This is a genomic window from Roseivirga pacifica, from assembly GCF_900111145.1.
Classification (GTDB): domain Bacteria; phylum Bacteroidota; class Bacteroidia; order Cytophagales; family Cyclobacteriaceae; genus Roseivirga; species Roseivirga pacifica.
In genome coordinates this window covers 255011-277556 of the sequence record NZ_FOIR01000001.1, presented here as the reverse complement: position 1 = coordinate 277556, position 22546 = coordinate 255011, and the positions used below count along the sequence as shown (strand labels likewise).

The 22546-nt window shown below is 42.9% G+C and carries 14 protein-coding genes; 7 read left to right on the top strand and 7 right to left on the bottom strand.

From position 1 onward, the window contains the following. Positions 1 to 237 precede the first annotated feature (237 nt). Complete coding sequence (dnaA, locus tag BMW98_RS01230; protein ID WP_090256572.1) at positions 238 to 1662, top strand: chromosomal replication initiator protein DnaA; 1425 nt, start codon at positions 238 to 240, stop codon at positions 1660 to 1662. Here dnaA and BMW98_RS01225 read toward each other — a convergent pair. The 5 genes from BMW98_RS01225 to BMW98_RS01205 all read right to left on the bottom strand — a co-directional run bounded on the left by BMW98_RS01225 (position 1659) and on the right by BMW98_RS01205 (position 9678). After that, positions 1659 to 2345, bottom strand: a complete 687-nt coding sequence (locus BMW98_RS01225; RefSeq protein WP_090256571.1) for a potassium channel family protein — start codon at positions 2343 to 2345, stop codon at positions 1659 to 1661. The two genes, dnaA and BMW98_RS01225, sit on opposite strands and share 4 nt — an antisense overlap. Then, on the bottom strand, positions 2338 to 5451 hold the full coding sequence (locus BMW98_RS01220; protein ID WP_090256570.1) for an efflux RND transporter permease subunit: 3114 nt from the start codon (positions 5449 to 5451) through the stop codon (positions 2338 to 2340). Before BMW98_RS01220 ends, BMW98_RS01225 begins: the two co-directional genes overlap by 8 nt. Positions 5452 to 5481: 30 nt before the next feature. Beyond that, complete coding sequence (locus BMW98_RS01215; RefSeq protein WP_222843592.1) at positions 5482 to 6567, bottom strand: efflux RND transporter periplasmic adaptor subunit; 1086 nt, start codon at positions 6565 to 6567, stop codon at positions 5482 to 5484. A gap of 8 nt (positions 6568 to 6575) precedes the next feature. Then, on the bottom strand, positions 6576 to 8930 hold the full coding sequence (locus tag BMW98_RS01210; RefSeq protein ID WP_090256569.1) for a TolC family protein: 2355 nt from the start codon (positions 8928 to 8930) through the stop codon (positions 6576 to 6578). A 169-nt stretch (positions 8931 to 9099) separates the two neighbouring features. Next, positions 9100 to 9678 (bottom strand): hypothetical protein, encoded by a 579-nt coding sequence (locus tag BMW98_RS01205; protein WP_139177334.1) that lies wholly within the window; start codon positions 9676 to 9678, stop codon positions 9100 to 9102. Between the two features lie 211 nt (positions 9679 to 9889). On the opposite strand from BMW98_RS01205, the gene BMW98_RS01200 reads away from it, so the two are divergent. Further along, the gene (locus tag BMW98_RS01200) at positions 9890 to 10777 is read left to right on the top strand and encodes a helix-turn-helix domain-containing protein (RefSeq protein WP_090256567.1); all 888 of its coding nucleotides are present in this window, start codon (positions 9890 to 9892) and stop codon (positions 10775 to 10777) included. Positions 10778 to 10879: 102 nt separating this feature from the next. Here BMW98_RS01200 and BMW98_RS01195 read toward each other — a convergent pair whose 3' ends face one another. Continuing rightward, positions 10880 to 12361, bottom strand: coding sequence for a trypsin-like peptidase domain-containing protein (locus tag BMW98_RS01195; protein WP_162844635.1), 1482 nt, complete (start codon positions 12359 to 12361; stop codon positions 10880 to 10882). A 463-nt stretch (positions 12362 to 12824) separates the two neighbouring features. On the opposite strand from BMW98_RS01195, the gene BMW98_RS01190 reads away from it, so the two are divergent. Together BMW98_RS01190 and rseP are read left to right on the top strand one after the other, a co-directional pair. Beyond that, positions 12825 to 13979, top strand: coding sequence for a 1-deoxy-D-xylulose-5-phosphate reductoisomerase (locus BMW98_RS01190; RefSeq protein ID WP_420820072.1), 1155 nt, complete (start codon positions 12825 to 12827; stop codon positions 13977 to 13979). 5 nt (positions 13980 to 13984) lie between these two features. Beyond that, entirely contained in the window at positions 13985 to 15319 is a 1335-nt protein-coding gene (gene rseP / locus BMW98_RS01185; protein WP_090256565.1) for an RIP metalloprotease RseP, read from the top strand. On the opposite strand, the gene BMW98_RS01180 is transcribed toward rseP, so the two are convergent. Then, a complete protein-coding gene (locus tag BMW98_RS01180) occupies positions 15316 to 17370 on the bottom strand; it encodes an OmpA family protein (RefSeq protein WP_090256564.1) in 2055 nt (684 codons plus the stop codon). The two genes, rseP and BMW98_RS01180, sit on opposite strands and share 4 nt — an antisense overlap. Before the next feature lie 182 nt (positions 17371 to 17552). On the opposite strand from BMW98_RS01180, the gene lon reads away from it, so the two are divergent. From lon to hslU, 3 genes are read left to right on the top strand one after another with little or no spacing between them, the layout of a single operon-like run. Continuing rightward, the gene (lon, locus tag BMW98_RS01175; RefSeq protein WP_090256563.1) at positions 17553 to 20018 is read left to right on the top strand and encodes an endopeptidase La; all 2466 of its coding nucleotides are present in this window, start codon (positions 17553 to 17555) and stop codon (positions 20016 to 20018) included. A gap of 35 nt (positions 20019 to 20053) precedes the next feature. Then, positions 20054 to 21085, top strand: a complete 1032-nt coding sequence (porQ, locus tag BMW98_RS01170; RefSeq protein ID WP_162844634.1) for a type IX secretion system protein PorQ — start codon at positions 20054 to 20056, stop codon at positions 21083 to 21085. Further along, positions 21078 to 22484, top strand: coding sequence for an ATP-dependent protease ATPase subunit HslU (gene hslU / locus BMW98_RS01165; protein WP_090256561.1), 1407 nt, complete (start codon positions 21078 to 21080; stop codon positions 22482 to 22484). The genes porQ and hslU overlap by 8 nt, the downstream gene beginning before the upstream one ends. Positions 22485 to 22546: the final 62 nt, after the last annotated feature.

Below are 22546 nucleotides of genomic sequence, written 5' to 3'. Positions count from 1 at the left end.
TGAGTTGGGAAGATATAAGAAATGCGATGTAGTTTTGCAGGCAGAAATCCATCGAAGGTCGGTGGATAAACGGAGTTATCCACATTTTTAGCTGTGGATAACTCCGTTTTACTTGGGGAAAACTATTTTGTCGGATGGGAGTCAAACGGCTTTCATGTTCGTCAGATTTTTATCATTTTTGTTTCCCCTCTTTTGAAAAACTGAGCATTTTCTTTGAATTCGGGTGAATTAAAATCAATGGTAAAAAGCGACACATCGGTATGGGAAGACTGTCTTGATTTTCTCAAGACACAGGTTGGAGAGCAAAGCTTTAAAACTTGGTTTGAACCGATTAAACCCTTACATCTTTCTGATAAAACCTTGACTATACAGGTGCCTAGCCAATTCTTTTACGAGTATTTGGAGGAGCATTATGTGCATTTGTTGAGGCAATGTATTCATAAAGAATTGGGGCCAGAGGGTAAGTTGGAGTATTCTGTAATTGTTGATAGTGGCAGCGTGCAGAACCAACCTTACATGGTGACTTTGCCAAATAACAACAACCAAAAGAGTAATGGTTGGAATAAGGAGGTTAAAGTGAACGAGGTGAGCAACCCGTTTGAGATGCCATCGCTTGATGAGAACGCTCGTTACTCAAACCTCAATCCGAATTATAATTTCGAGAATTACATTGAGGGAGACTGTAATCGCTTGGCAAGATCTGCCGGTATTGCAGTGGCCGAAAAGCCGGGAATCACTTCTTTCAACCCGCTAATGATTTATGGTGGTGTTGGTTTGGGTAAGACTCACTTGGTGCAGGCCATAGGTAACAAGATTGGTTCTGAGGGTAAGAAGAATTTTGTGCTGTATGTTTCGTCAGAGAAGTTTACAACGCAGTTCACCGATGCCATTAAGAACAACAACATTCAGAGCTTTACCAACTTTTACCTTCAAGTTGATACGCTAATAATTGATGATGTGCAGTTCTTCTCTGGTAAAGAGAAAACGCAGGAAATGTTTTTCCACATTTTCAACCACTTGCACCAGAACGGTAAGCAGATCATTATGTCCAGCGATCGCGCACCGCGTGACTTGAAGGGCTTGCAAGATCGTTTGCTTTCTCGCTTTAAGTGGGGGCTTACTGCTGACTTGCAGATGCCAGACTTTGAAACACGTATGGCCATTATTATGCGGAAAATGCAGTCGGACGGAATTTATATTCCTGACGATGTAGTGGAATACTTGGCTTATAGTGTAGATACTAACGTGAGAGAATTGGAGGGTGTTTTAATTTCTTTGATCGCTCATGCAACGCTTAATAAAACCGACATCAATCTGGAGTTGGCTAAGCAAACGCTCAAAAATATTGTTCACGACATTGAGTCTGAAGTAGGTATAGACTACATCCAAAAATCAGTTGGTGAGTACTTCCAGATTAGTGTTGATGATTTGAAGGACAAAACCCGTAAAAAGGAGATTGTGATTGCTCGCCAAGTAGCTATGTTCCTTTGTAAGGAGTACACCAATCATTCATTAAAATCTATCGGTTATCACTTTGGTGGTAGAGATCACAGTACGGTGATTCACGCGGTGCAGTCGGTAAGCGATATGATTGATATTGACCAGAAATTTGCGCATTCAATTGATGAATTGAAGAAGAAGATGCGCATGAAGCAGGTTTAATCTTTCTTACCCTTTCTTGAGGTTCGGATGTACTTTTCGAGTACTACAGCCATAATTATTACGAGGTAAAATTGCCCAAGTAGGCCTACCATCATTGTGGCCTTTTGGGCCAAAGGAGTTACTGGAGTTATTTCGCCATAGCCTATGGTCATCATGGTAATGTAGCTAAAGTACATTATGGACTCTCCGTTTGCCTTTCCGCTGGCATTTATACCAACACCTTGCAGGGAGCCCGGGGTGTAGGTTTCAATAATTAAGAATATAAAAAAGGCAACAAGCCCAATACAGATATAACCGCTTAGCAGGCCGTACATTACTTTTTTGGTCACTTCTTTAGAGCTCCAAACCTGATTGACGATTTGGAAGGAAACCAATGCATAAAAGCAGAAGTAGATAAAGAGCCTAAGATTGAATACTTGATCACCGAAATTTGAGCTGTCGGTAAGCTTAATAATGTTTGCAATTAGCAGCAGGCACAGAAACACAACGCAAAGCGTTACCAGTCCTTTTTTGTGCTTTAACAAAAGTATTCCGGCAAGTACGTTGATGACCAGCGATGCCTGAGCCAGATAATCATTAAATATTCTGATAGGAACGAGCAGCGACCCGAATAGAATGAGTACCAGGCTGTAAAAGAAAAGCTCGAATCTAACCGGATAAAGCTTGTCGAACAGCTTATTCATTCAATAGGTCTTTGTTGAATTCGTAGCCCTCATAACTCACCTTATATAGTACGCTGAAGAATGAAGGTATAAATACCAAAGTAATGAGTGTACCAAATAATAAACCTACCATGATGGCTATGGCCATTCCTTCCCACATTTCTCCGCCACTTAAATAGAGCGGAATGAGCCCTAGTACAGTGGTGAATGTTGCCAATAGTATTGGCCGGAATCGTTGTAAGCAAGCCATTATAATCGCGTCTTGGTCAGAACGCTGAAATTCGCGCTGCTCTATTTCCACTCGGTCGATTAGTACAATGGCATTATTGATAACGATACCGGCTAACGATATTACTCCTAAGAAAGGCATAAATCCGAATGGTTCTCCCGATAGTAAAAGGCCAATAACTACCCCGATTATTGCCAATGGAATTGTGGAAACTACCATTACCATTTTTCTAACCGAGTTGAACTGAATGATGAGTAATAACACAATGATGAAGCCCGAAAGTGGCAGGTATTTAATAACCGACCCCATGTTTTCTGCTGTGTTTTCCGCATCGCCACCATATTTATAGGTGTAGTATGCCGGCCAGTTTTGGGTTTGCTCTTCAAGCCAAGGAGTAAGCTCTGCGGTAATTGCAGCGGCATTTCCGTCTTCTCTCAATTCGCTCGATACAACTATGGTTCTGTTAATATCAAGGCGTTTAATTTTACCATACTGCCATTGTGGTTCAATATTGGCCACTTGTAGCAAGGGTACATTTCGGCCAGTACTTTGGCTGTAAACATTCATCGTTTCTATGGATTGAAGCGACTGTTGCTGGCTGCCGACACTTCTTAGAATGATGGGGATGGACTTGTCGTCTTCACGATACTCTCCCGTTTGGAATCCGTCTAGTACGGTTTGAACCGATGTAGCAATGTCTTGGCTAGTGACCCCAGCAGCTTGTGCCCTGGCTTGGTCAATATTGATTACGAACTTTTTACTCTTCGGCCCCCAATCATCCTTTACGTTTTTGGTTCCGCTTATTTCGGAAAGCCTTTGCTTTACGGTTTCAGCAATCACTGCCAATTCATCTGGGTTGTCGCCAGAAATTTTCACTTCAATTGGCGTGCCTCCGCCCCCAGAACCAAGAAAGGCCACTTTAATGTCAGCGTTCGGGAAGTTGTTGAAACAATAGCGGTCGAGTTTGTTCACAACATTTTGATTTACTTCAAAATGAGAAGTATTTACCAGCATATGTGCATAGCTAGAGTTTGGTTCGTCTGGCGTGTAGCCCAAATCGTAAGACTCGGGGCCAGCACCAATAAACGATGACCAATCTACGATGCCATCGGGTCTTGCTTCGGATGTTTTAAGTGAGTCGAGAATAAACTGTTCAATACTTTGGACAACTTGCTGCGTTTTTTCAATTCGTGTGCCTTCCGGTAGGTTAATGTCTACCGTAATCATGTTCCGGTCACTATCAGGAAAAAACAGGAAGGTGATTTGTGTAAAGCCATAAATTGAAAGAAAAAAGAACGCTACAATCACTACCAGTACCGTTCTCTTTATGCCCAAGGCAAAAAGTATAAGTCTTTCATAGTAGCCTTTGATCCATTCGATGGCTCTGTCTACTACCGAGGCTTTTTTCTCTCCTTTTTTAGGGATTTTTAAGAAGAGATAACAAAACAATGTGATGACAGTGAGTGCCAATAGCCAGGAGGAGAGGAGTGCCATGGATATAACCACGAAAATTGGCCCAACAATGTCTCCCATGGTGGTTTCAGACATATAGAAGGCTAAGAAGGCGGCAGAAGTCGTAAGTGTAGAAATTAAAAGTGGTGTAAAGAGCTCTCCACAGGCATCGATGGCGGCTTTTTTGGCTTCAATTCCTTCTTCCATTTTCACCATAATGGTTTCGGCAACTACAATGGCGTTGTCTACCATCATGCCAAGGGCCATGATGAGCGCAGCTAGTGTAACTTGATTTAAGCCCATGCTTATGGCGCCCATTAGCATGAGTGTCATAATTGTTACCATAGGGATAAGGCTGGCGATAATACTGCCCGTGCGCATGCCCAGAAATATGAGCATTACTACAAGCACAATCACTATGGATTGGATGAGGTTGACAATGAAATCGCTGATTTTATTGTCAATGTAGGCGTCAAGCGAAGATAGTCGTTGAAGCTCTAAGCCGTAGGGTAGCCTACCTCTCCATTCCTCCATTACGCGGTCTACATCTTGACCCAAGGCTATTACATTGGCGCCATCTTTCAAATTAACGTGAAGCGAGATGGCCTTTTCTCCATTTACCCTCACCAACTGACTGGGCGGGTCAATGTAGCCACGGGTGATTGTGGCAATGTCTTCTAGGTAAATAATTTGTGTGCCATCGCCAACGGGTACGAGTGTCCGTTTGATTTCCTCAATAGAGTTAAAGTTTCCGGTAGGTTCTAGAATTATGCGTTCGTCTTCCAGGTTTAGCTGCCCGCCCGAACTCAAAATGTTCACAGAGTTAATCACATTTTGAAGCATGCCTGATGTAAGGCCGTATTCGCTAAGCACCGCATTGTCGAATTCTACAAACACGCGTTCGTTTTGTGCCCCGCCTAGTTCTACTTTCGCGGCATCGGGTAGTTTTATAAGCGCATCTTTAATGTCATCGGCATAATCCTTCATTTCCGACTCAGGAATTCCATCGCTCCAAAGTCCAACTACGATTCCATAGACATCTCCTATTCCGTCATCATCAAGAAAGGGCGTAATACCGTGTGGCAGGCCTTCAATTGCACTTAGTTTTCTTCTTAATCTGTCCCAAACGGCCTGTAAATTTTCGGGAGAAACTTCTTCTTTTAACTCAACTGTAACAACAGAAAGCCCAGTTCTTGAGGTTGAGGTAACCTCTTTTAGCTCTGGAAGTTCTTGTGTAACCTTTTCCACTTTGTCCGTTACGAGCTGTTCCACTCGCTCTGGACTGGCACCAGGGAACTGGGTAATTACGTTGGCAACCCTAACCGTATAAGGTGGCATACTATCGCGCGGAAGCGATTTGTACAAAACCATTCCCATAACCAATACAGTGGCCAGCACCATAAAGGTTATTCTGTTCTTTTCAATCGAGAATTGGGCAAGATTCATAAGCTGAGTTTTGGTTGATTGAAAAGGAGGTTATTGTTGAATTTTCACTTCTTGACCATCAAGCAGGGTTTGAAGTCCGGCAGTTGCTATTTTTTGACCTTGCGACAGTCCTGAAACAACCTCGAAACCTGCGGTGGTGAGCCTGCCTATCTTAATGTCTTGTCTTTTTACCCTAGGTGGATTGGAAGATTCATCAACCAAAAGCACGTATCTGCCATTGCTATCTTCTCCCACGGCTTTGGCAGGTATAATCAGCCCTTCAGTAATTAGGTGGCTAAAGTTGAATGTTACATTAGCTGCCATACCCGACCTAATTGCTTCAGTGGCGTCTGATATGTCGATTTTAACGGGGTAGGTTGCTGTTTTTGGGTTTACAGCAGGCGCTACCTCGGTAACTTCCCCTTTAAAGGTCTTGTTTTGAATAGCTGGAAAGGCAATTTCTACCATCATGTTTTCCTGCACTTGGTTAATCACACTTTCTGGTAAGCCAAGGCTAATGGTCATTTTGTTGCCGGCATTTAGTACTGCTACTACTTGGCCAGGGTTTACGTTTTCTTCTATTTCTGCTTCGGTGGAGGCTATTACACCATTTTCAGGCGCGTAGATGTAGCCAAAGTTGATCTGCTCTTTCTGAATGTCAACGCTGCGCTGGGCCGATTCAAAACCGCTGACCGCGTTTTGGTAGGAGTTTTTGGCGTTTTCAAAGTCACTCAATGAAGCACTCCCCTTTTCATAAAGCGAGCGGATTCTATCGTAATTCAGTTTGGCGGTTTTCATTTGAGACTCCGCACTGTTCATCTGGGCTATAGATTGCTCGTAGGCCAGCCTCGACTGAACATTGTCGAGTTGTGCTAAAAGCTGCCCCTTTCGAACAACCTGCCCTGTACGGATATTGAAAACCGTAATGATTCCGCTGTTTCGAAAACTCAGATTGATGATTTTATCGGTCTGTGCAGTACCACTAAAGGTTCTTATTTCTTCTCCTGAGTTGAGGCTTACTTCTTGAAAAACCACAGGGCGGAGTAGTTTTTCCTCTGTTTTTTCCTCTTTACAGGCCATGTTTAGGGTAATTATGGCTGCTAATGAAAGTCTGGAAATGTGCTTAAGCTTTTTCATAAACGAGACTAATTTCTTTGCGTGAAGTAGGTGATAAAGCGCTGCATAAAGTCTTGATTTTCTTCCTCGGTATGAAGCATAAAGAAGTAACCGATGGTTCTTTCAAGCTGCAAGGCGCTAATCAGGTATGTGTAAACTGCAGTAGCATTGGCTATTCTGGCTCTTAAATAATTTGTTTGGGCATCGAGTAATTGTACCACGTTTACGGCACCTCTGGAGTAGGCGTCTTGGGTAAGCTCTAAAGTTTCTCTTGCGGCTTCTTCCGAAACTTTTGATACCTCTAAATTGGCTATTTGATTGATGAGTTGCAGCACTGCCACATTCACATTTCGTTCTAAACCAAGCTGTGTGTTTTGCTTGTTGAGCATTATTTGCTCTCGCTGAATGGTAGCGGTTTGCTTATTAATGTTTTGAATATTGCGCTCGAAAATCGGCAGTGAAAGGTTAAGCCCTACATAATAGTTGCTTTCTGGTATTGCAGGAAAACCAGGTATGCTTGGTTCGGCACCTGCGCCACTCCTGTCAATGTAGTACTGATATTGCCCTTGCAGCGCTAGCGTTGGAGCGAACCTGCCATTGGCGGCTCTCCTCAGGCTAAAATCATTGGCGTTCAGGTTATAATCTAATGCCTGTAGTTCGGGAGAGTTCTTTTTTGCTTCTAAGACCAAAAACTCTGAGAAAGCATTGAAGTAATTCGGATTGTCGAGAATGGTTTTGAGCTCATCGTAGTTGTATCGTTCAAAAGTACCTTGATCTAAAAAGACATCTTCAACCTCAATCTCCCTTGTCATTGGTTGATTTAGTAATTGGTTTAGGTCGAAGTAGGTTTGCTTTAACCCAGTTACAGACTCGATGAGAGATTGAGTGTTTTGTGCCAGTTGGCTTCTAAAACGAAGTACATCTGGTTTGCCCGCTTGGCCTGCCTCATAGTTGTGGGTGGCGATCTTCAGGTTATTTTTTGTGAGCTCTAAGTTCTGCTCGTTTATAATAAGCGTGGCTTTGGCCAGTAGTGTGTTAAAGTAAGCATTAGACGCTTCGAAAATGGTGTTTAGCTGATCGGCCTCGTATTGTTTTTGTTGAGCCTCTTTTAGTTCTCTATTTATTCTAACCCCAGCACTGGCATCGGGCGAATAGATGGTTTGATTAAGGGTAACTGCGGTTTGGGTTTGATACTCTGGGTTTTGTCCATTACTAATTTTTGCAATTTCGGGGTCTACGTAAGTACTGCTTGCTGTGGCGGTAACATCTGGCAGGTAATTGCTCTTGGCCGATTTTACATCTTGCTCGCTAAGCGCTACCGACTTACTGCTAGCCTGTAGGTTGAGGTTGCTTTCAATTACCTCATTAATCACCGTTGGCAAATCGTAAGTAACTTCGGCCATAGATTTGCCCAAGTCTCCTACCAATGTGGTAGTGGCAAGTAATGAGTACCGAATAGAAAGCCCAAGTTGTTCAGAGGTATTATAGTTAATGGTAAGCCCCTGTTGGCCGTCAAGAAAGAGTGGTAACTCACTTGGGTTTTCTCCATTAATGATTGCCTCAATGTTTAGTGCTACCCGCCTAATGATTTGGTCATCATTTTCTGTTGATTGATTAGTTGCCAATAGGCCGAGCACTACATCGTTGGCGTGTGTTGTGGTAAAAGAGGGAATTCCTTTTGCAATTAAAGTGTCTGCAAGGATTTTAATCTCGTTGTCAGTTAAAAGAAAGCCTCCGCTCAGATATAGCGCGTCTAGGCTGTCTAGTTCGTTTATAATTTCCTGAGGGTTGCTGAACGGAATGATTTTGTACGAGACATCTAAGTTGGCAAAAGCAGGCTTGATGAGCTCTTCATAGGGTAGCACATCGTTGAGTGATTGGTCTACAGCAATGCCTATGTTAGTATAAGTGTAGAGGTCGTAAAATGTCTTTAGGTCCTCCTTATACGTCATGGGTGTAATAATAAAGGAGAGGTTGTTTATGCCGGTGCTTGTTCGGGTATTGTCAATATTGAGAAAGTCGAAGGGCGCATTGCCGAAAATAATGGTAGGCTTAGCATAAGTTTGAAAAGAGCTGATGGCCATAAAGCTGTTTATGCCAAAGGCTAAAATGATGTCGGGGTCTCCTTCTTCTAATGACTTGTATTGACTTTTTGCTAGTTCGGGGTTGAAGTTGTTGACTAAAAAGTACTCGTCAGGAAAGCGCAGCTCTGCATCTTCTCCAACTACTGCCGACACTTCATTTTTTAGCCTATCGTACAACCGGTTTACTTCGGGAACATCCTCGTCAATTAGTACTCCAATAGTAAAAGAGCCTCTGTTTTGACCGAAAACAATAGCACTAAATGAAAGTAGTATAAATTGAAAAATACCTTTTCGTAACATTATTAATCGGTTGAATGGCGAATAGTTTCGTTACTAAATATGTAAAAAATTAATGTGCCTTGCCCGATGTTTATAGAAAATATAGCTTCAGTATAGGGAGGGATTTGAATAAAAGGCACAAAAAAAGGGGCCAAAGGCCCCCGAATCCATAATGAAATCCTTGGATAACTTAATCCAATGAAACTGATTGTATGAAATTTCTTCCACCAGTTTTTACCATCACTGTGTAGTCACCTTTTTCTAGTCTCGATAGGTCGAAACGCTTAAGAGAACTACCGGCTACTGTTTCAGTAGCAATTTTTCTTGCATTGTTATCGTAGATAGTGACATCTGCTTGCACTTCAGTAGGAAGGATAACATCCAACTTGCCACCTTTTTGGTGTACCAATGGTTTCAAGATTGAAACTTGGCCATCAAACTGAGCAATGGCAGTAAATGCGTTTACTTCAAGCGGAGTAGCAGTAAAAGTTGCTTTGTTTTCTACTTCAAGTACATATTTGCCATTTGGCAAGTTGTTCAAGTCTAATTTCTTTGCGTAACGCTCACCACCCTTAAGAGTAGTTGAATATAGGATGCGACCATCTTGGTCTCTGAACGCGATTTCTGTTTCTCCTTCGTTTAGACCGTAAGCGATAACTGCAAAGGTCTTAACTCCCGTCTTCTCTATCTTAACAGCTGGCTTGGTGTCATTAGCAAGGGCAAAAGTTGATACCATAATCATTACGGCTGTCAACATTACTTTCTTCATTGTTTTCATTTTGCTAAACATTTTAATAACCATTTATGCTACAAAGGTATAGGGTGCCGAAGCGCTGTACTACAACGGATTTCGCCAGTTTATATGCTATTTTAACCTATGTATAGGGTATTGATGGAGTGGTGTGTAATTTTGAACATATATTGGTTAATTTTGCACATGAAATTTGGAACTATTCCATTTAACTTTCATTTATACAGGCATGCAAAGCGTTAGTAACATATCGAAGCCTTCCTTAGAACAGATTGTACCAGCTGTTGGAAGTAGTTTTCTGTTAAGGCGGTTCTCCAAGTCGTGCGAGAACGTACTGGCTAACTGGCACTTCCATCCTGAGCTGGAGCTGATTTATGTTCATGGGGGAAGTGGCAAGCGCCACATTGGTAAGCACATGTCTTACTTTAATGATGGTGACTTAGTGCTTATGGGGTCTTACCTGCCGCACTTTGGTTTTACTGATAGATTAACCGGTAACCGTTCCGAAACAGTGATTCAATTTAAAGAGGACTTTTTAGGAGATGTGTTCTTTTCGTTGCCAGAAATGACCAACGTAAGGCGAATGATGGAGCTTTCTAAAAAAGGCTTGGCCTTTCATGGTGAAACCAAAAAGAAGATTGGCGATAGAATTGAAGCCTTGGCTTGGACAGATCATTACGATCGACTGATCGGTTTGCTAAGTATTTTAAAAGATCTAGCGCAATCTCAAGAGTTTGAGGTGTTGAATGCCGATGGTGTGGCGCTGGCGGTAGATACAAAGGACAACGACCGCATGAATGATGTGTATACTTATATCAGAGACCATTTTAAGGAGCACATTAGCTTAGAGGAAATTTCGGATAAAGTGAGTATGACTGTGCCTGCCTTTTGTCGCTACTTTAAAAAGATATCGAGAAAGACCTTTACCAAGTTTGTGAATGAATATCGTATTGTTCACGCAACCAAACTGTTGGCAGAAACTTCCATGTCTATTACAGAGGTGAGTTTTGAAAGCGGCTTCAATAACTTCTCACACTTTAATAAGTGCTTTAAAGAGTTTACAGATAAGAGTCCTTCGGAATACAGAAAAGGCTTTAAGAATGTGGTGAGGGATTGATTTAGACTGTTAGAGCAGACTAGAGAAGTTCCTTAGAGCTTAAAACAGAAAAGCCACCTTGGTAAGCACAAGGTGGCTTTTCTGTTTTGTTTTATCGGGGACTTATTGAAAAGTATATGTTAGTGTCTTCTCTTTGCCTCGGCTGTCGATTATGTCGATGTAAATGCGACCATAATAGCGTTGCAAGTAATTGGCAACAGCTTCGGGGTCTCCGGCTAATCTTCTGTTTATGGCTACTATAATGTCGCCTTCTTCTAAGTCGAGTCTTCTTAAAAAGCCTCTTTCTTTATCAATGCTGGTAATTTTTACGCCAACTCGAAGATCGTTTTCACTCAATTCGCTTTTTGTGAGCGATCGCATTTCTGCACCCAGGTAGTCAGAGAAGTAGATGTCGTCCGGATTTAAGGCATCGGCACCTAGAATATCGGTGTTACCCAATGCATTTTCCATGGTAACGGTGGTGTTATAAGCATTGCTGCCTCTGGTGTAGCCAACCTCAACTTTGTCCCCTGGTGATAATGCCGAGATAACTTCTTCAAGTTTGGTTCTACTGTTAATGGTTCTTCCATTAATGCTTTTAATCACATCTCCAGAATTTAGGCCGGCTTTATCGGCTGCACCATTTCTTTTTACCGATTGGATAAACACGCCCTCAAGCGACTTGAGTCCTTCTTTGTCAGCCAATTCACTTGTGATATCGGCAAATTCGGCACCCGAATAGGCCATTTGCACTACCTTATACTTCTTCAGGTCTTCCACAATTTTTACTACCACATCAGAAGGAACGGCAAAGCCATAACCCGCATAAGACCCAGTGCGCGAGATAATAGATGTGTTAATACCTACCAAATCGCCATTGGTGTTAACCAGTGCACCACCGCTGTTGCCAGGGTTAATAGCCGCATCGGTTTGAATGTATAGCTCAATTGGGAAGTTTTCTCTCACTGCATTTGCATCGCTGCCAATGGCACTTACGATACCCGCGGTTACGGTAGAGGTTAGGTTGAAAGGATTACCAACGGCCAGTACCCAATCGCCAACACGTACGTTGCTACTTTTGGCCACATCAATTGCAGGTAGGTTTTTAGCGTCAATTTTCAGTACGGCAATATCCATGTTAGGGTCAGTACCTACCAACTCAGCCCTGTAAGTTTGCTTTTCGTGCTGCACCTCAATATCGTCCGCATCTTTAATTACATGGTAATTAGTAATAATGTATCCGTCTTCAGAATAGATCACACCAGATCCTGAGCCAATGGCAATTTCTCTAGAGGGTGTTTCTCTTCCGTAAAGCCAGTCTCTAAAGCTCATGCTTCTGCGGCTGCGTTGCATATTCTTAATGTATACCACGCTGTGTACGGAGCGTTCGGCTGCCGTTCGAAAGTCTGCCGGAGTATCGAATGGCACTGCTGCCGATCTGCGGTCGTCCCTTTCTTCCGAAGGGTAATAATTGGCCTCAGCAACCTGAGGAACCTCACGGATGATCTCTGTAACCTGAGGTTTGGCAACAAACAATTGAATGACAAGAGCTCCTGAGAGCCCACCTATAAATGCTAATAATGTAAGTCGAATAGATTTTTTCATAACATTCAAGTATTTCCAAATACTATATATTAAAGAATGTGCCAAGCCACTAAATACTGACATTTTGTAAGCTTGGATAAACAAACATACGCGAGAGCCTGTCTTTTGATCAGTCGCGCCTGTTAATTAAAGTTAAGAACGAGCTCATTTAAGCATTGGCTGCACAGTATTGAAAGGCTATAAAGCCCTTGAAGTATTTTTACCAGGTCCTTGCCTAACCCTTAAGGGAAAACATTGAGTTTAGGATAATCCCTTCAGGGAATAAAAGGGTAGGTGTCCGACTTTATGGCCACAGTCTTAATAACCAGCTTAGGCTCGGAAGGTTTGTTGAAGCGGTTGAATTAGAACGCACGCTTTTGCCATTCAGAAAACAAATTTGCTGCCCTTTGAAAAAGGTCTAAATTTGCAGCGCTGCGAAATGCCCTTTCGCAAAATCAGATTAAGCATAATTGATTTATCGCTTTTGAGCACATCTAAAAATATCGCCATACTTGGTTCTACTGGTTCAATAGGCACGCAAGCCTTAGAGGTAATTGCTGCGAACCCAGAACATTTTACTGCAGAGGTTTTAACGGCCCAAAACAGTGCAACTTTATTAATTGAGCAAGCCAGAAAATTTAAGCCGAATGTAGTGGTAATTGGTAACGAGGCTAAATACCAAGAGGTGTTTGATGCGCTCGATCCGCTCGATATAAAGGTGTATGCTGGTGCAAATGCATTGTGCAGCGTGGTGCAAATGGATAGTGTTGATTTGGTGCTTACAGCGTTGGTTGGTTATGCTGGCCTAAAGCCTACAATTGCAGCTATTGAGAGTGGCAAAAACATAGCACTAGCCAACAAAGAGACTTTGGTGGTAGCGGGTGAGTTGATAACAAAGCTCGCGGCTGAGAAGGGCATTAACATTTATCCTGTAGACTCTGAGCATTCAGCGATTTTTCAATGTTTGGTGGGTGAATTTCACAATCCAATTGAAAAAATTGTGCTTACGGCTTCTGGCGGGCCTTTCCGTGGAATGAAACGTGACCAATTGTTGCGGGTTAAGAAAGAGCAGGCGCTCAAACACCCTAATTGGGAAATGGGGGCAAAAATCACCATCGACTCGGCTTCTATGATGAACAAAGGGCTTGAGGTGATTGAAGCCAAATGGTTGTTCGGGCTGAAAAAGAGTCAGATCGAAGTGATTGTGCACCCGCAAAGTATCATCCACTCCTTGGTGCAATTTGAGGATGGAAGCATGAAGGCGCAAATGGGCTTGCCCGATATGAAACTGCCTATTCAGTTTGCTATGACTTATCCTGCGCGATTGAAAACGGATTTCCCTCGATTTAACTTTATGGATTATCCGGAGCTTACTTTTGAAGCACCCGATTTAGAGACTTTCAGAAACCTTACACTGTCTTTCGAGGCAATGGATAAAGGCGGAAATATGCCATGTATTCTGAACGCTGCCAACGAAGTTGCCGTGGCAAGATTCCTAAAAGATGAGATCGGATTTTTAGAAATGTCGGACTTAGTAGCGCATTGCATGCAGAAAATATCTTTTTTGCAGCAGCCTACGTATGAGGACTATGTTCAAACGGACGAAGAGACAAGAATTTTAGCAAAAGCATTTAAATAGATTTAATGGAAACCTTAGTACAAGTTGCCCAGTTGTTGCTGGCACTTTCAATTTTAGTGGGAATACATGAAGGAGGCCATATGGTGGCAGCCAAAATGTTCGGAATGAAGGTGGAGAAGTTTTTTATCGGTTTTCCCCCAACCTTATTCTCCTTTAAAAAAGGTGAAACAGAATATGGATTAGGAGCCATTCCGCTCGGAGGTTTTGTAAAAATCTCTGGAATGATTGACGAGTCCATGGATAAGGAGCAAATGGCGCAGCCACCTCAACCTTGGGAGTTCCGTTCTAAGCCAGCTTGGCAACGCCTGATCGTTATGTTGGGTGGAATTATTGTGAATGTTGTGGCCGGTGTTATCGCCATGATCATTCTTGCCTACAATGTGGGCGATGAGTATATTCCTAGCACCTATGTAAAGGAAAATGGTGTGCAAGCGTTTAAGTATGGTGAGCAATTTGGCTTCCAAAACGGAGATAAGATTTTAAACATTAATGGCGAGGATTACGAGAGGTTTTCTGATGTAACCGACCCAGCTATTTTCCTTGATTCAGATGCTTATTATACGGTTGAAAGAAACGGTCAGCAAGTAAAGATCACTGTGCCTGATGGTGCACTGGACTTAATGTCCAAAGAGAAAACCTTTAAGCAGGAGTTTTTGTACCCACGAGCAAAGTTTCAAGTAGCATACCCAGAAGACCCTGAGTATTTGGCGACCAGCAATGCAAAGAAAGTTGGGATATTTGATGGTGACATAATTACCAAAGTTGGTGATACGCCAGCAGGTTATACGGATCAATTCAAATCAATCTTGGGTGCGTATGCAGGTGGTATCGCTTCGGTTGAAGTTTTAAGAGGCAATGAAACCTTAACTTTTGAGGTGCCTGTAAACAAGGATACCACAATAGGCTTTTTAATGGCTAGCCAGATTCCTGTTGAAAGAAATGAATACTCTTTTGGTGAAGCAACTGCAAAAGGAACAGCTGATGCTTTCAATTTGGTGATTGTGAATGCCCGAGCAATGGGTAAAATGTTTAGCGGAGACCTTTCTGCAAGAAGCTTAAGTGGCCCAATTGGTATTGTTAATCTTTTTCCTAAAGCTTGGGATTGGAACCAATTCTGGTACACTACTGCCTTTATTTCTATGATTTTGGCCTTTATGAACCTATTGCCAATTCCAGCATTGGACGGTGGTCACGTAATGTTTTTGCTTTACGAAATGATTTCGGGCAAAGCACCATCTGATAAATTCTTAGAGAATGCTCAGAAAGTAGGGATGATTATCCTGCTAGCGCTGATGGTCTTTGTGTTCGGTAATGATATTCTTAAGCTGTTCGGGATTTAATTATTAATCTCTTCATCAGCTCTTTTCTTAGGCGGGTCGCGATAAATTTCAAATTCGACCCGCCTATTTAATTTTCTATCCTCATCAGTTTTTTCTTCTTTAACCAATGGCTTTTCGCTGCCATAGCCAATAGCCATAATGCGTTGTGGTGCAATACTTGGCGCGCGGTTTACAATAAAATCTTTAATGGCATCGGCACGTTGCTGAGATAGTTTTAGGTTAATAATTGGGCTGCCGCTAGAGTCGGTATGGCCAGAAATATTAAGCTTGAAATCCGGATGGTCAATCAAAAAGTCAATCACTTTTTGTAAGTCGGTGTGCATTTCGGGCAGAATATTCGCTTTGCCATTTTCAAACTCTACAGAGTTGAATTCTATCTTGCTCGAAACACGCTCTACTACACCCTCGTAGGTGGTGTCTCCGTCTAAAAAGAAGAACTTTTCCAGCCTAAAAATGTCATCGCCCTGAATAATGAGCAGGTAGTTTCTTTCATTAATTAGGTCGAACTCAAAGGTGCCATCCTCTCGGGCAAACTTAGGAGCCACTTCTACGCCTTCGTCCAAATCGATAACGGAAATCACCATGTTCTTAGGGATTTTGCCGTAGATGTCTTTTACACTTCCGCTTAGTCTTGTAGTGGCCAGGGGTTGACCTTCCATAGGTAGTGGAAAGGAGTAAAGGTCGAGGTTTTTCATGCTCTCCTCTTCCGACCGAGCATAGTAGATGTACTCAGACTTTCTGTCAATACTAAAGTAAAACTCAGTGCCTTCGCCATTTACCAGTGGGCCAATATTTACGGGTTCGGACCACTTTCCTTCAACCTTGTAAGCTTTGTAAATATCGTAATCGCCAAAGTTGAGCAGTTGACCATTGCTGCTAAAGTATAACACGTTATGAATTGGGTGGAAGAATGGACTTACCTCATTGCCGCGCGTGTTAATAATCGGCCCCATGTTTTTGGGTGCGGACCAATTGCCTTTGCCATTCTTTACACTATAATAAAGATCCGATAAGCCAAAACCACCAACTCTGTCGGAAGAAAAATAGAGTGTGTCTTCGCTGGCATTAAGCGTGGGGTGAGAGTCCCAAGTAGGAGAATTAATTTGTTCGCCAAGGTTAACAGCGGGTATCCAATAGGCTGTGTCTACAGTTACTTTTGTGGTTTTGTAGCTTAGCTGGTCATTCTTGTCCATCACCTGATAGGTGGAGTCAATTTCAATTTCCCCTTCAAAATAAGTGGTGTAGTATAGGTCGCAATTACCAAAGCCATCAGGCGCTCCACAGCGCGAGAAGTAAAGCGTTTTTCCGTCTTTTGTCATAAATCCCGAGCCTTCTTTAAACTGGCTGTGTGCTGCTTCCAATAGTTCGGCTTTTTTCCAGTTTTTTCCATCAAATTCAGAAATAAACAAGTCTTCGTGCTCCCTTCTTCTAAGTCCGTCAATTTCTGTGTTACGCTTAGAGGTAAACAGAATAATGGAGTCGTTCACCCCAACTACTGGTGCATAGTCTTCAAAGTTTGAGTTGATTCTGGCGCCCATACTGGTGAGTACTTTTCGAGGAGGAATCAACGTGTCCACCTGCCTGCGGAATTCTACCAGGTCGTAGTAATAATCTAGCGGCACAAAATATTGCTTCTTGTTGCGGTCTAGCGAATCGTAGCGTGCGAGAATCTCGGGAATATTCAGGCCTCTTCTGTGGTGCTTAAGCACCATGGCGTAAAGTGGTTTGGCTTCTTCTGGCGAAGCGAAGACTTCGGTGAGTTTAGCTAGGCGCCAGATGTAGTAGGTTTGATGGGCAAAGTTGAGTGTACCGAATTTAGAAACATAGGCTTTCAACTCTGGATAAAGTTCTTCCCATTTCTGCTCTCTATCTAGTTTTTCAATTTTGCGTAACTGTTTCTCGTTTACATAAGTTACATTATCAATATTATCAAAAGTCAATGCTGTAACTTCAATGGAAACGGAATCAGAATCGAGGGCCAGCTTTTCGGACTTATTTTTTTTCCAAAACTGTGCTTGGGCAGAGCAAGCAAAGCCTAAAAGTATGAGCAATATAAACGATACCCGTTTGATCAAAAGTCGAACGTGTTTATGGTTGGCGAAAGTATTATGAAATTACTGCAAATAAGTGACATAAGAAAGCGATATACTGACATAGCGTCCTTTGGCATAAGGCTTGCAATTGTGGATACGCACAAATCTAGCAGACTTGTGTGTCACTTTGACATTCTTATATGAAAATAGATAGACAAACAATCGGGACAATTTTGGCGGCAGAAATGGGAGAAGATGAGAATGGCGAGTTCATTCAGATGATCGCCCCGGAAGAGGAGGATGAATCTAAAGCAGCGGATTTGCCAGAGGTGTTGCCGATTTTGACCGTTCGAAATACAGTGTTGTTCCCAGGGGTACTTATTCCGATTACCGTGGGAAGGCAGAAATCCATAAAACTGGTTAAGCAAGCGTATAAAGGAGATAAGATTATTGGCGTTTTAGCACAGAAAAACCCAGAAATTGAAGACCCAAGAGCTAGCGACCTTTACAAGATTGGTACTGTTGCCAAAATCGTAAAAATGCTGGTGTTGCCCGATGGTAATACCACTATTATTGTTCAGGGTAAACAGCGTTTTGAGGTTGAAGAATTTGTAGACGAGCAGCCTTACTTTAAGGCAAAAGTTAACTACCTCACAGAGAATTTTCCTACCAAACAGAATAAAGAAGTTAAGGCACTTATTCAGTCCATTCGCGATGCAGCGAATAAGATCATGAGCTTAAACCCTGAGATTCCGAAAGAGGCTCAGGTGGCGCTTGAAAATATTGAAAAGCCGAGCTTCTTGGTGCATTTCCTTTCTTCCAACATCAACGCAGAGCCGAAAGACAAGCAAGGCTTGCTAGAAACGCATGACGGTATAAAGCGTGCTACCAAGCTTTTGCAATACTTGCTTAAGGAGCTGCAAATGCTGGAGCTGAAGAATGAGATTCAGAACAAAGTACATTCTGATATCGATCAGCAGCAGCGCGACTACTTTTTACGTCAGCAGATGAAAGTGCTTCAGGATGAACTTGGAGAAGATGGCCCAGAACGAGAAGTGGAGGCGCTTCGACAAAAAGGTGCTGAAAAGAACTGGCCTAAAAAGGTGCACGATCACTTTAACAAGGAGCTAGATAAAATTTTGCGCATGAACCCTATGGCAGCGGAGTATCCCATTGCCATGAACTATGCGGAGTTAATGGTTGACTTGCCGTGGGAGAAATATTCAGAAGATGATCTTGACCTGAAGAAGGCGCAAAAGGTACTGAATGACGATCATTATGGCTTAGAAAAAGTTAAGGATAGAATCCTAGAATACTTGGCTGTACTCAAGTTGAAAAACGATTTGAAAGGCCCGATTCTTTGCTTGTATGGCCCTCCGGGTGTTGGTAAAACTTCGCTAGGACGCTCTATCGCCAAAGCTCTGGGCAGACAATATGTCAGAATGTCTTTGGGTGGTGTGCACGATGAAGCGGAAATTCGTGGCCATAGGAAAACATACGTTGGTGCCATGCCGGGTAAAGTGGTGCAGAACATTAAGAAAGCTAAGTTCTCGAACCCGGTTTTTGTGCTAGACGAAATAGATAAGGTAAACTCGAACTTTCGTGGCGACCCATCTTCTGCCTTGCTAGAGGTGCTCGATCCGGAGCAAAACGGTGAGTTTGTAGATAATTACCTAGAGGTAGAATACGACCTTTCGAAAGTGCTCTTTATTGCAACTGCTAACTCATTGGAAACCATTCAGCCTGCCTTGCGCGATAGAATGGAGATTATTGAGGTAACAGGCTATACCATTGAAGAGAAGATAGAAATAGCCAAGCGCCACTTAATTCCCAAGCAGAAGGAAGAGCACGGCCTAAAGGCTAAAGACGTAACCTTCGACAAAAAATCAATTCAATTCTTAATTGAAGGCTACACACGCGAATCGGGTGTGAGAAGCTTGGAAAGAATTGTAGGTTCTGTGGTTAGAAGCGTGGCCAAATCGATTGCTTTGGAAGAGGAATATCCTAAAAAGGTTACCATTGAGTTTATTGAAAAAGTGCTCGGTGGCAAACGCTTCGATAAGGAGATTTACAGCGACAATAACCTAGCGGGCGTTGTAACCGGCTTAGCTTGGACTTCTGTAGGTGGAGAAATTCTTTTCATCGAATCGAGTTTAAGCCGTGGTAAAGGAAAGCTGATTCTTTCTGGCCAGCTGGGCGATGTAATGAAAGAATCTGCCATGGCGGCAATTTCTTTCCTTAAGTCGAATGCCGAGAAATATGGAATAGACCACCGCATTTTCGATCAGTACGATTTGCACGTGCACGTGCCGGCCGGAGCAGTGCCAAAAGATGGACCATCTGCAGGTATTACCATGCTCACAGCTTTGGCTTCCGTTTTCACGCAGAAGAAAGTGAAGGCAAAACTAGCCATGACGGGCGAGATTACCCTACGTGGTAACGTGCTGCCTGTAGGCGGTATTAAAGAGAAAATATTGGCAGCCAGAAGGGCTGGCATTAAAGAAATAATTCTGAGTAAAAGAAACGAGAAGGATATTCTGGAGATTGAAGAGCAGTACAGAAAGAACCTCACCTTCCACTTTGTGGAGCAGGCAGAAGAGGTGCTTTCCATTGCCCTTACCAATCAAAAAGCCAAAGATGCTATTCAGTTTGAATTGAAAGATTGATTGTTTTTGGGTAGAGCTTCGTTAATTTACACATGATGCGAAAAGCCTTTTTTCTCTGTTTTTTGGGTTTTGGTTTGTTTACCAAAGCATTTGCTCAGCTAGGAGGAGAAAGGGCTTTCGAATTTCTAAACATTCCTAACAACGCCCGTTTGGCTGGCTTGGGTGGGGTAAACATCACATCGGGCTGGAACGACCCGACCCAGTTTACTGCTAACCCAGCGCTTATTAATACCAACTGGAACAAGCAGGTGGTCATTTCGCGCCTTGGCTACTTTGCCGATATCAGCAATACGGCCGTTACCTACGCCACCGAAATTGGTGATTATGGCACATGGGCGTTCAACCTTTCTTACTTCAACTATGGCGATATTGAGTCTTATGATGAGAATGGATTTTTAAATGGCGAGTTCAGTGTAAAGGAGTATGCTTTTACCCTTGGGCATAGCCGTCAGTTTGGTGCTTTTTCGGCCGGAGCCAATCTAAAACTTGGTGTTTCCGATTTGGCATCCTTTAGTGCCACGGCATTAATGCTCGATTTGGGCGGAACTTTTAAGCACCCTGAAAAAGACCTAACCGTAGGTATGGCCATTAAAAACATGGGTGTACTACTGGCCGATTACACCGAAGACAATAACAGCCAACTACCACTCGATGTGCAGCTGGGCTTTAGTTATAAACCGGAATTTATGCCGTTGCGCTTTTCCGTTACCGCCAGAAACTTAAACCGAACTAACGCCACTTATTACGACCCTTCCTCCAATAATATTATTGGCGAAGAAAGCGAACCAGGCTTTGGTGATGAGTTGTTTAGAAGAATAGTGATTGGTACCGAATTAATGTTCTCGCCAAATTTTCAGGTGCGACTGGCATACAATCACTTAAGGCACCAAGAGCTGAGAGAACAAAATGCTGGAGGAGCGGCAGGCTTCTCTTTTGGCTTTATGCTGAAAGTAAAAAGATTTGAATTTGCCTACAGCCGAGCGCTTTATCACACGGCTGGTGGCAGTAACACGCTTCAGTTAAATATTAGTACTGAGGGGCTGATAAAAAGAAAAAGTAATGATTGACAATACGTTTTTAACGCCACGCCAAATTGTGGCCGAATTAGATAAATACATTATTGGCCAGGCCGATGCCAAGAAAAATGTAGCCATTGCTTTGCGTAACCGCTGGAGACGCATGCATGTAAAGGAAGAAATGCAGAAGGAAATTGTGCCGAACAACATTCTGATGATTGGTGCTACTGGCGTAGGTAAAACGGAAATAGCGCGTAGGCTTGCAAAAATTGCCGATGCACCTTTTACTAAAGTGGAAGCTTCTAAATTTACTGAGGTTGGTTACGTAGGTCGCGATGTAGAAAGCATGGTGCGCGACTTGGTAGAGCAGTCGGTAAACTTGGTTAAGCAAGGCCAGAAAGAGCAGGTAAAAGAGCGTGCACAGCAAAATGTAGAAGATATTATTCTCGATGCATTGATTCCGCCTGTGCGCAATACGCAGCGTACAACCACGGGTTTTCAACAGCAAGACGAGAACAACAAGCCAGCCACCGAAATGTCGGACAGCGAACTGAATGAAAAGACTAGAGAGCGTTTTCGCGAAAAAATCCGTTCTGGCGAGATTGACGACCGTAAGATCGAGATTTCTGTTCAGGCATCTCCGGCAGGAGGTATGGGTATGATAGGTGGCGGAATGGATGAAGCTTCCATGATCAACATTCAGGATATGCTGAGCAATATGATGCCGAAGAAGACCAAGAAGCGAAAGGTTACCATTGCCGAGGCGAAAAAGCTATTGTTGGAAGAGGAGTCGGCCAAGCTGATAGACATGGATGAGGTGAAGGAAGAAGCCATTCGAAAGGCAGAAAACACCGGAATCATATTTATAGATGAGATTGACAAGATTGCCGGTAGCTCTAAAAAAGGTGGAGGCAGTGGCCCAGATGTAAGCAGAGAAGGCGTGCAGCGTGATTTATTGCCAATTGTTGAAGGTAGCGCGGTAAATACCAAATATGGCGTAATCAATACCAACCACGTGTTGTTTGTGGCGGCTGGTGCTTTCCATGTATCCAAACCTTCTGATCTAATTCCTGAGCTTCAGGGGCGTTTTCCTATTCGTGTGGAGCTGAACAGCCTAAATGTGAACGATTTCTATCAGATATTGAAGGAGCCTAAAAATGCACTTACAAAGCAGTATGAGGCACTTATTGGTTCAGAAGATGTGTCTTTGGAATATACCGATGATGCACTGAAGGAAATTGCCGAGATAGCTTTCCATATTAATGCTGAGGTAGAAAATATTGGTGCCCGAAGATTGCATACGGTAATGAGTAGGCTTTTGAACGATATCCTATTCGATATTCCTGAGCAAATACCGCCAAATGCCAAAGTGGTAGTGACCAGAGAAATGGTGCAAGACCGCCTGGGCAGCCTAGTGCAGAACCGCGACCTAAGCGAGTTTATTCTGTAGTGCGTTGATCAAGGTTTAAAGTTATTGAGTTTGAAGCCTCCCCAGTTGGTGTTGTTACCGAT

Excerpts from the sequence above, each read along its gene's own strand:
- dnaA (WP_090256572.1), top strand. The coding sequence starts at position 238 with ATGGTAAAAAGCGACACATCGGTATGGGAAGACTGTCTTGATTTTCTC.
- BMW98_RS01225 (WP_090256571.1), bottom strand. The coding sequence starts at position 2,345 with ATGAATAAGCTGTTCGACAAGCTTTATCCGGTTAGATTCGAGCTTTTC.
- BMW98_RS01220 (WP_090256570.1), bottom strand. The coding sequence starts at position 5,451 with ATGAATCTTGCCCAATTCTCGATTGAAAAGAACAGAATAACCTTTATG.
- BMW98_RS01215 (WP_222843592.1), bottom strand. The coding sequence starts at position 6,567 with ATGAAAAAGCTTAAGCACATTTCCAGACTTTCATTAGCAGCCATAATT.
- BMW98_RS01210 (WP_090256569.1), bottom strand. The coding sequence starts at position 8,930 with ATGTTACGAAAAGGTATTTTTCAATTTATACTACTTTCATTTAGTGCT.
- BMW98_RS01205 (WP_139177334.1), bottom strand. The coding sequence starts at position 9,678 with ATGAAGAAAGTAATGTTGACAGCCGTAATGATTATGGTATCAACTTTT.
- BMW98_RS01200 (WP_090256567.1), top strand. The coding sequence starts at position 9,890 with ATGCAAAGCGTTAGTAACATATCGAAGCCTTCCTTAGAACAGATTGTA.
- BMW98_RS01195 (WP_162844635.1), bottom strand. The coding sequence starts at position 12,361 with ATGAAAAAATCTATTCGACTTACATTATTAGCATTTATAGGTGGGCTC.
- rseP (WP_090256565.1), top strand. The coding sequence starts at position 13,985 with ATGGAAACCTTAGTACAAGTTGCCCAGTTGTTGCTGGCACTTTCAATT.
- lon (WP_090256563.1), top strand. The coding sequence starts at position 17,553 with ATGAAAATAGATAGACAAACAATCGGGACAATTTTGGCGGCAGAAATG.
- porQ (WP_162844634.1), top strand. The coding sequence starts at position 20,054 with ATGCGAAAAGCCTTTTTTCTCTGTTTTTTGGGTTTTGGTTTGTTTACC.
- hslU (WP_090256561.1), top strand. The coding sequence starts at position 21,078 with ATGATTGACAATACGTTTTTAACGCCACGCCAAATTGTGGCCGAATTA.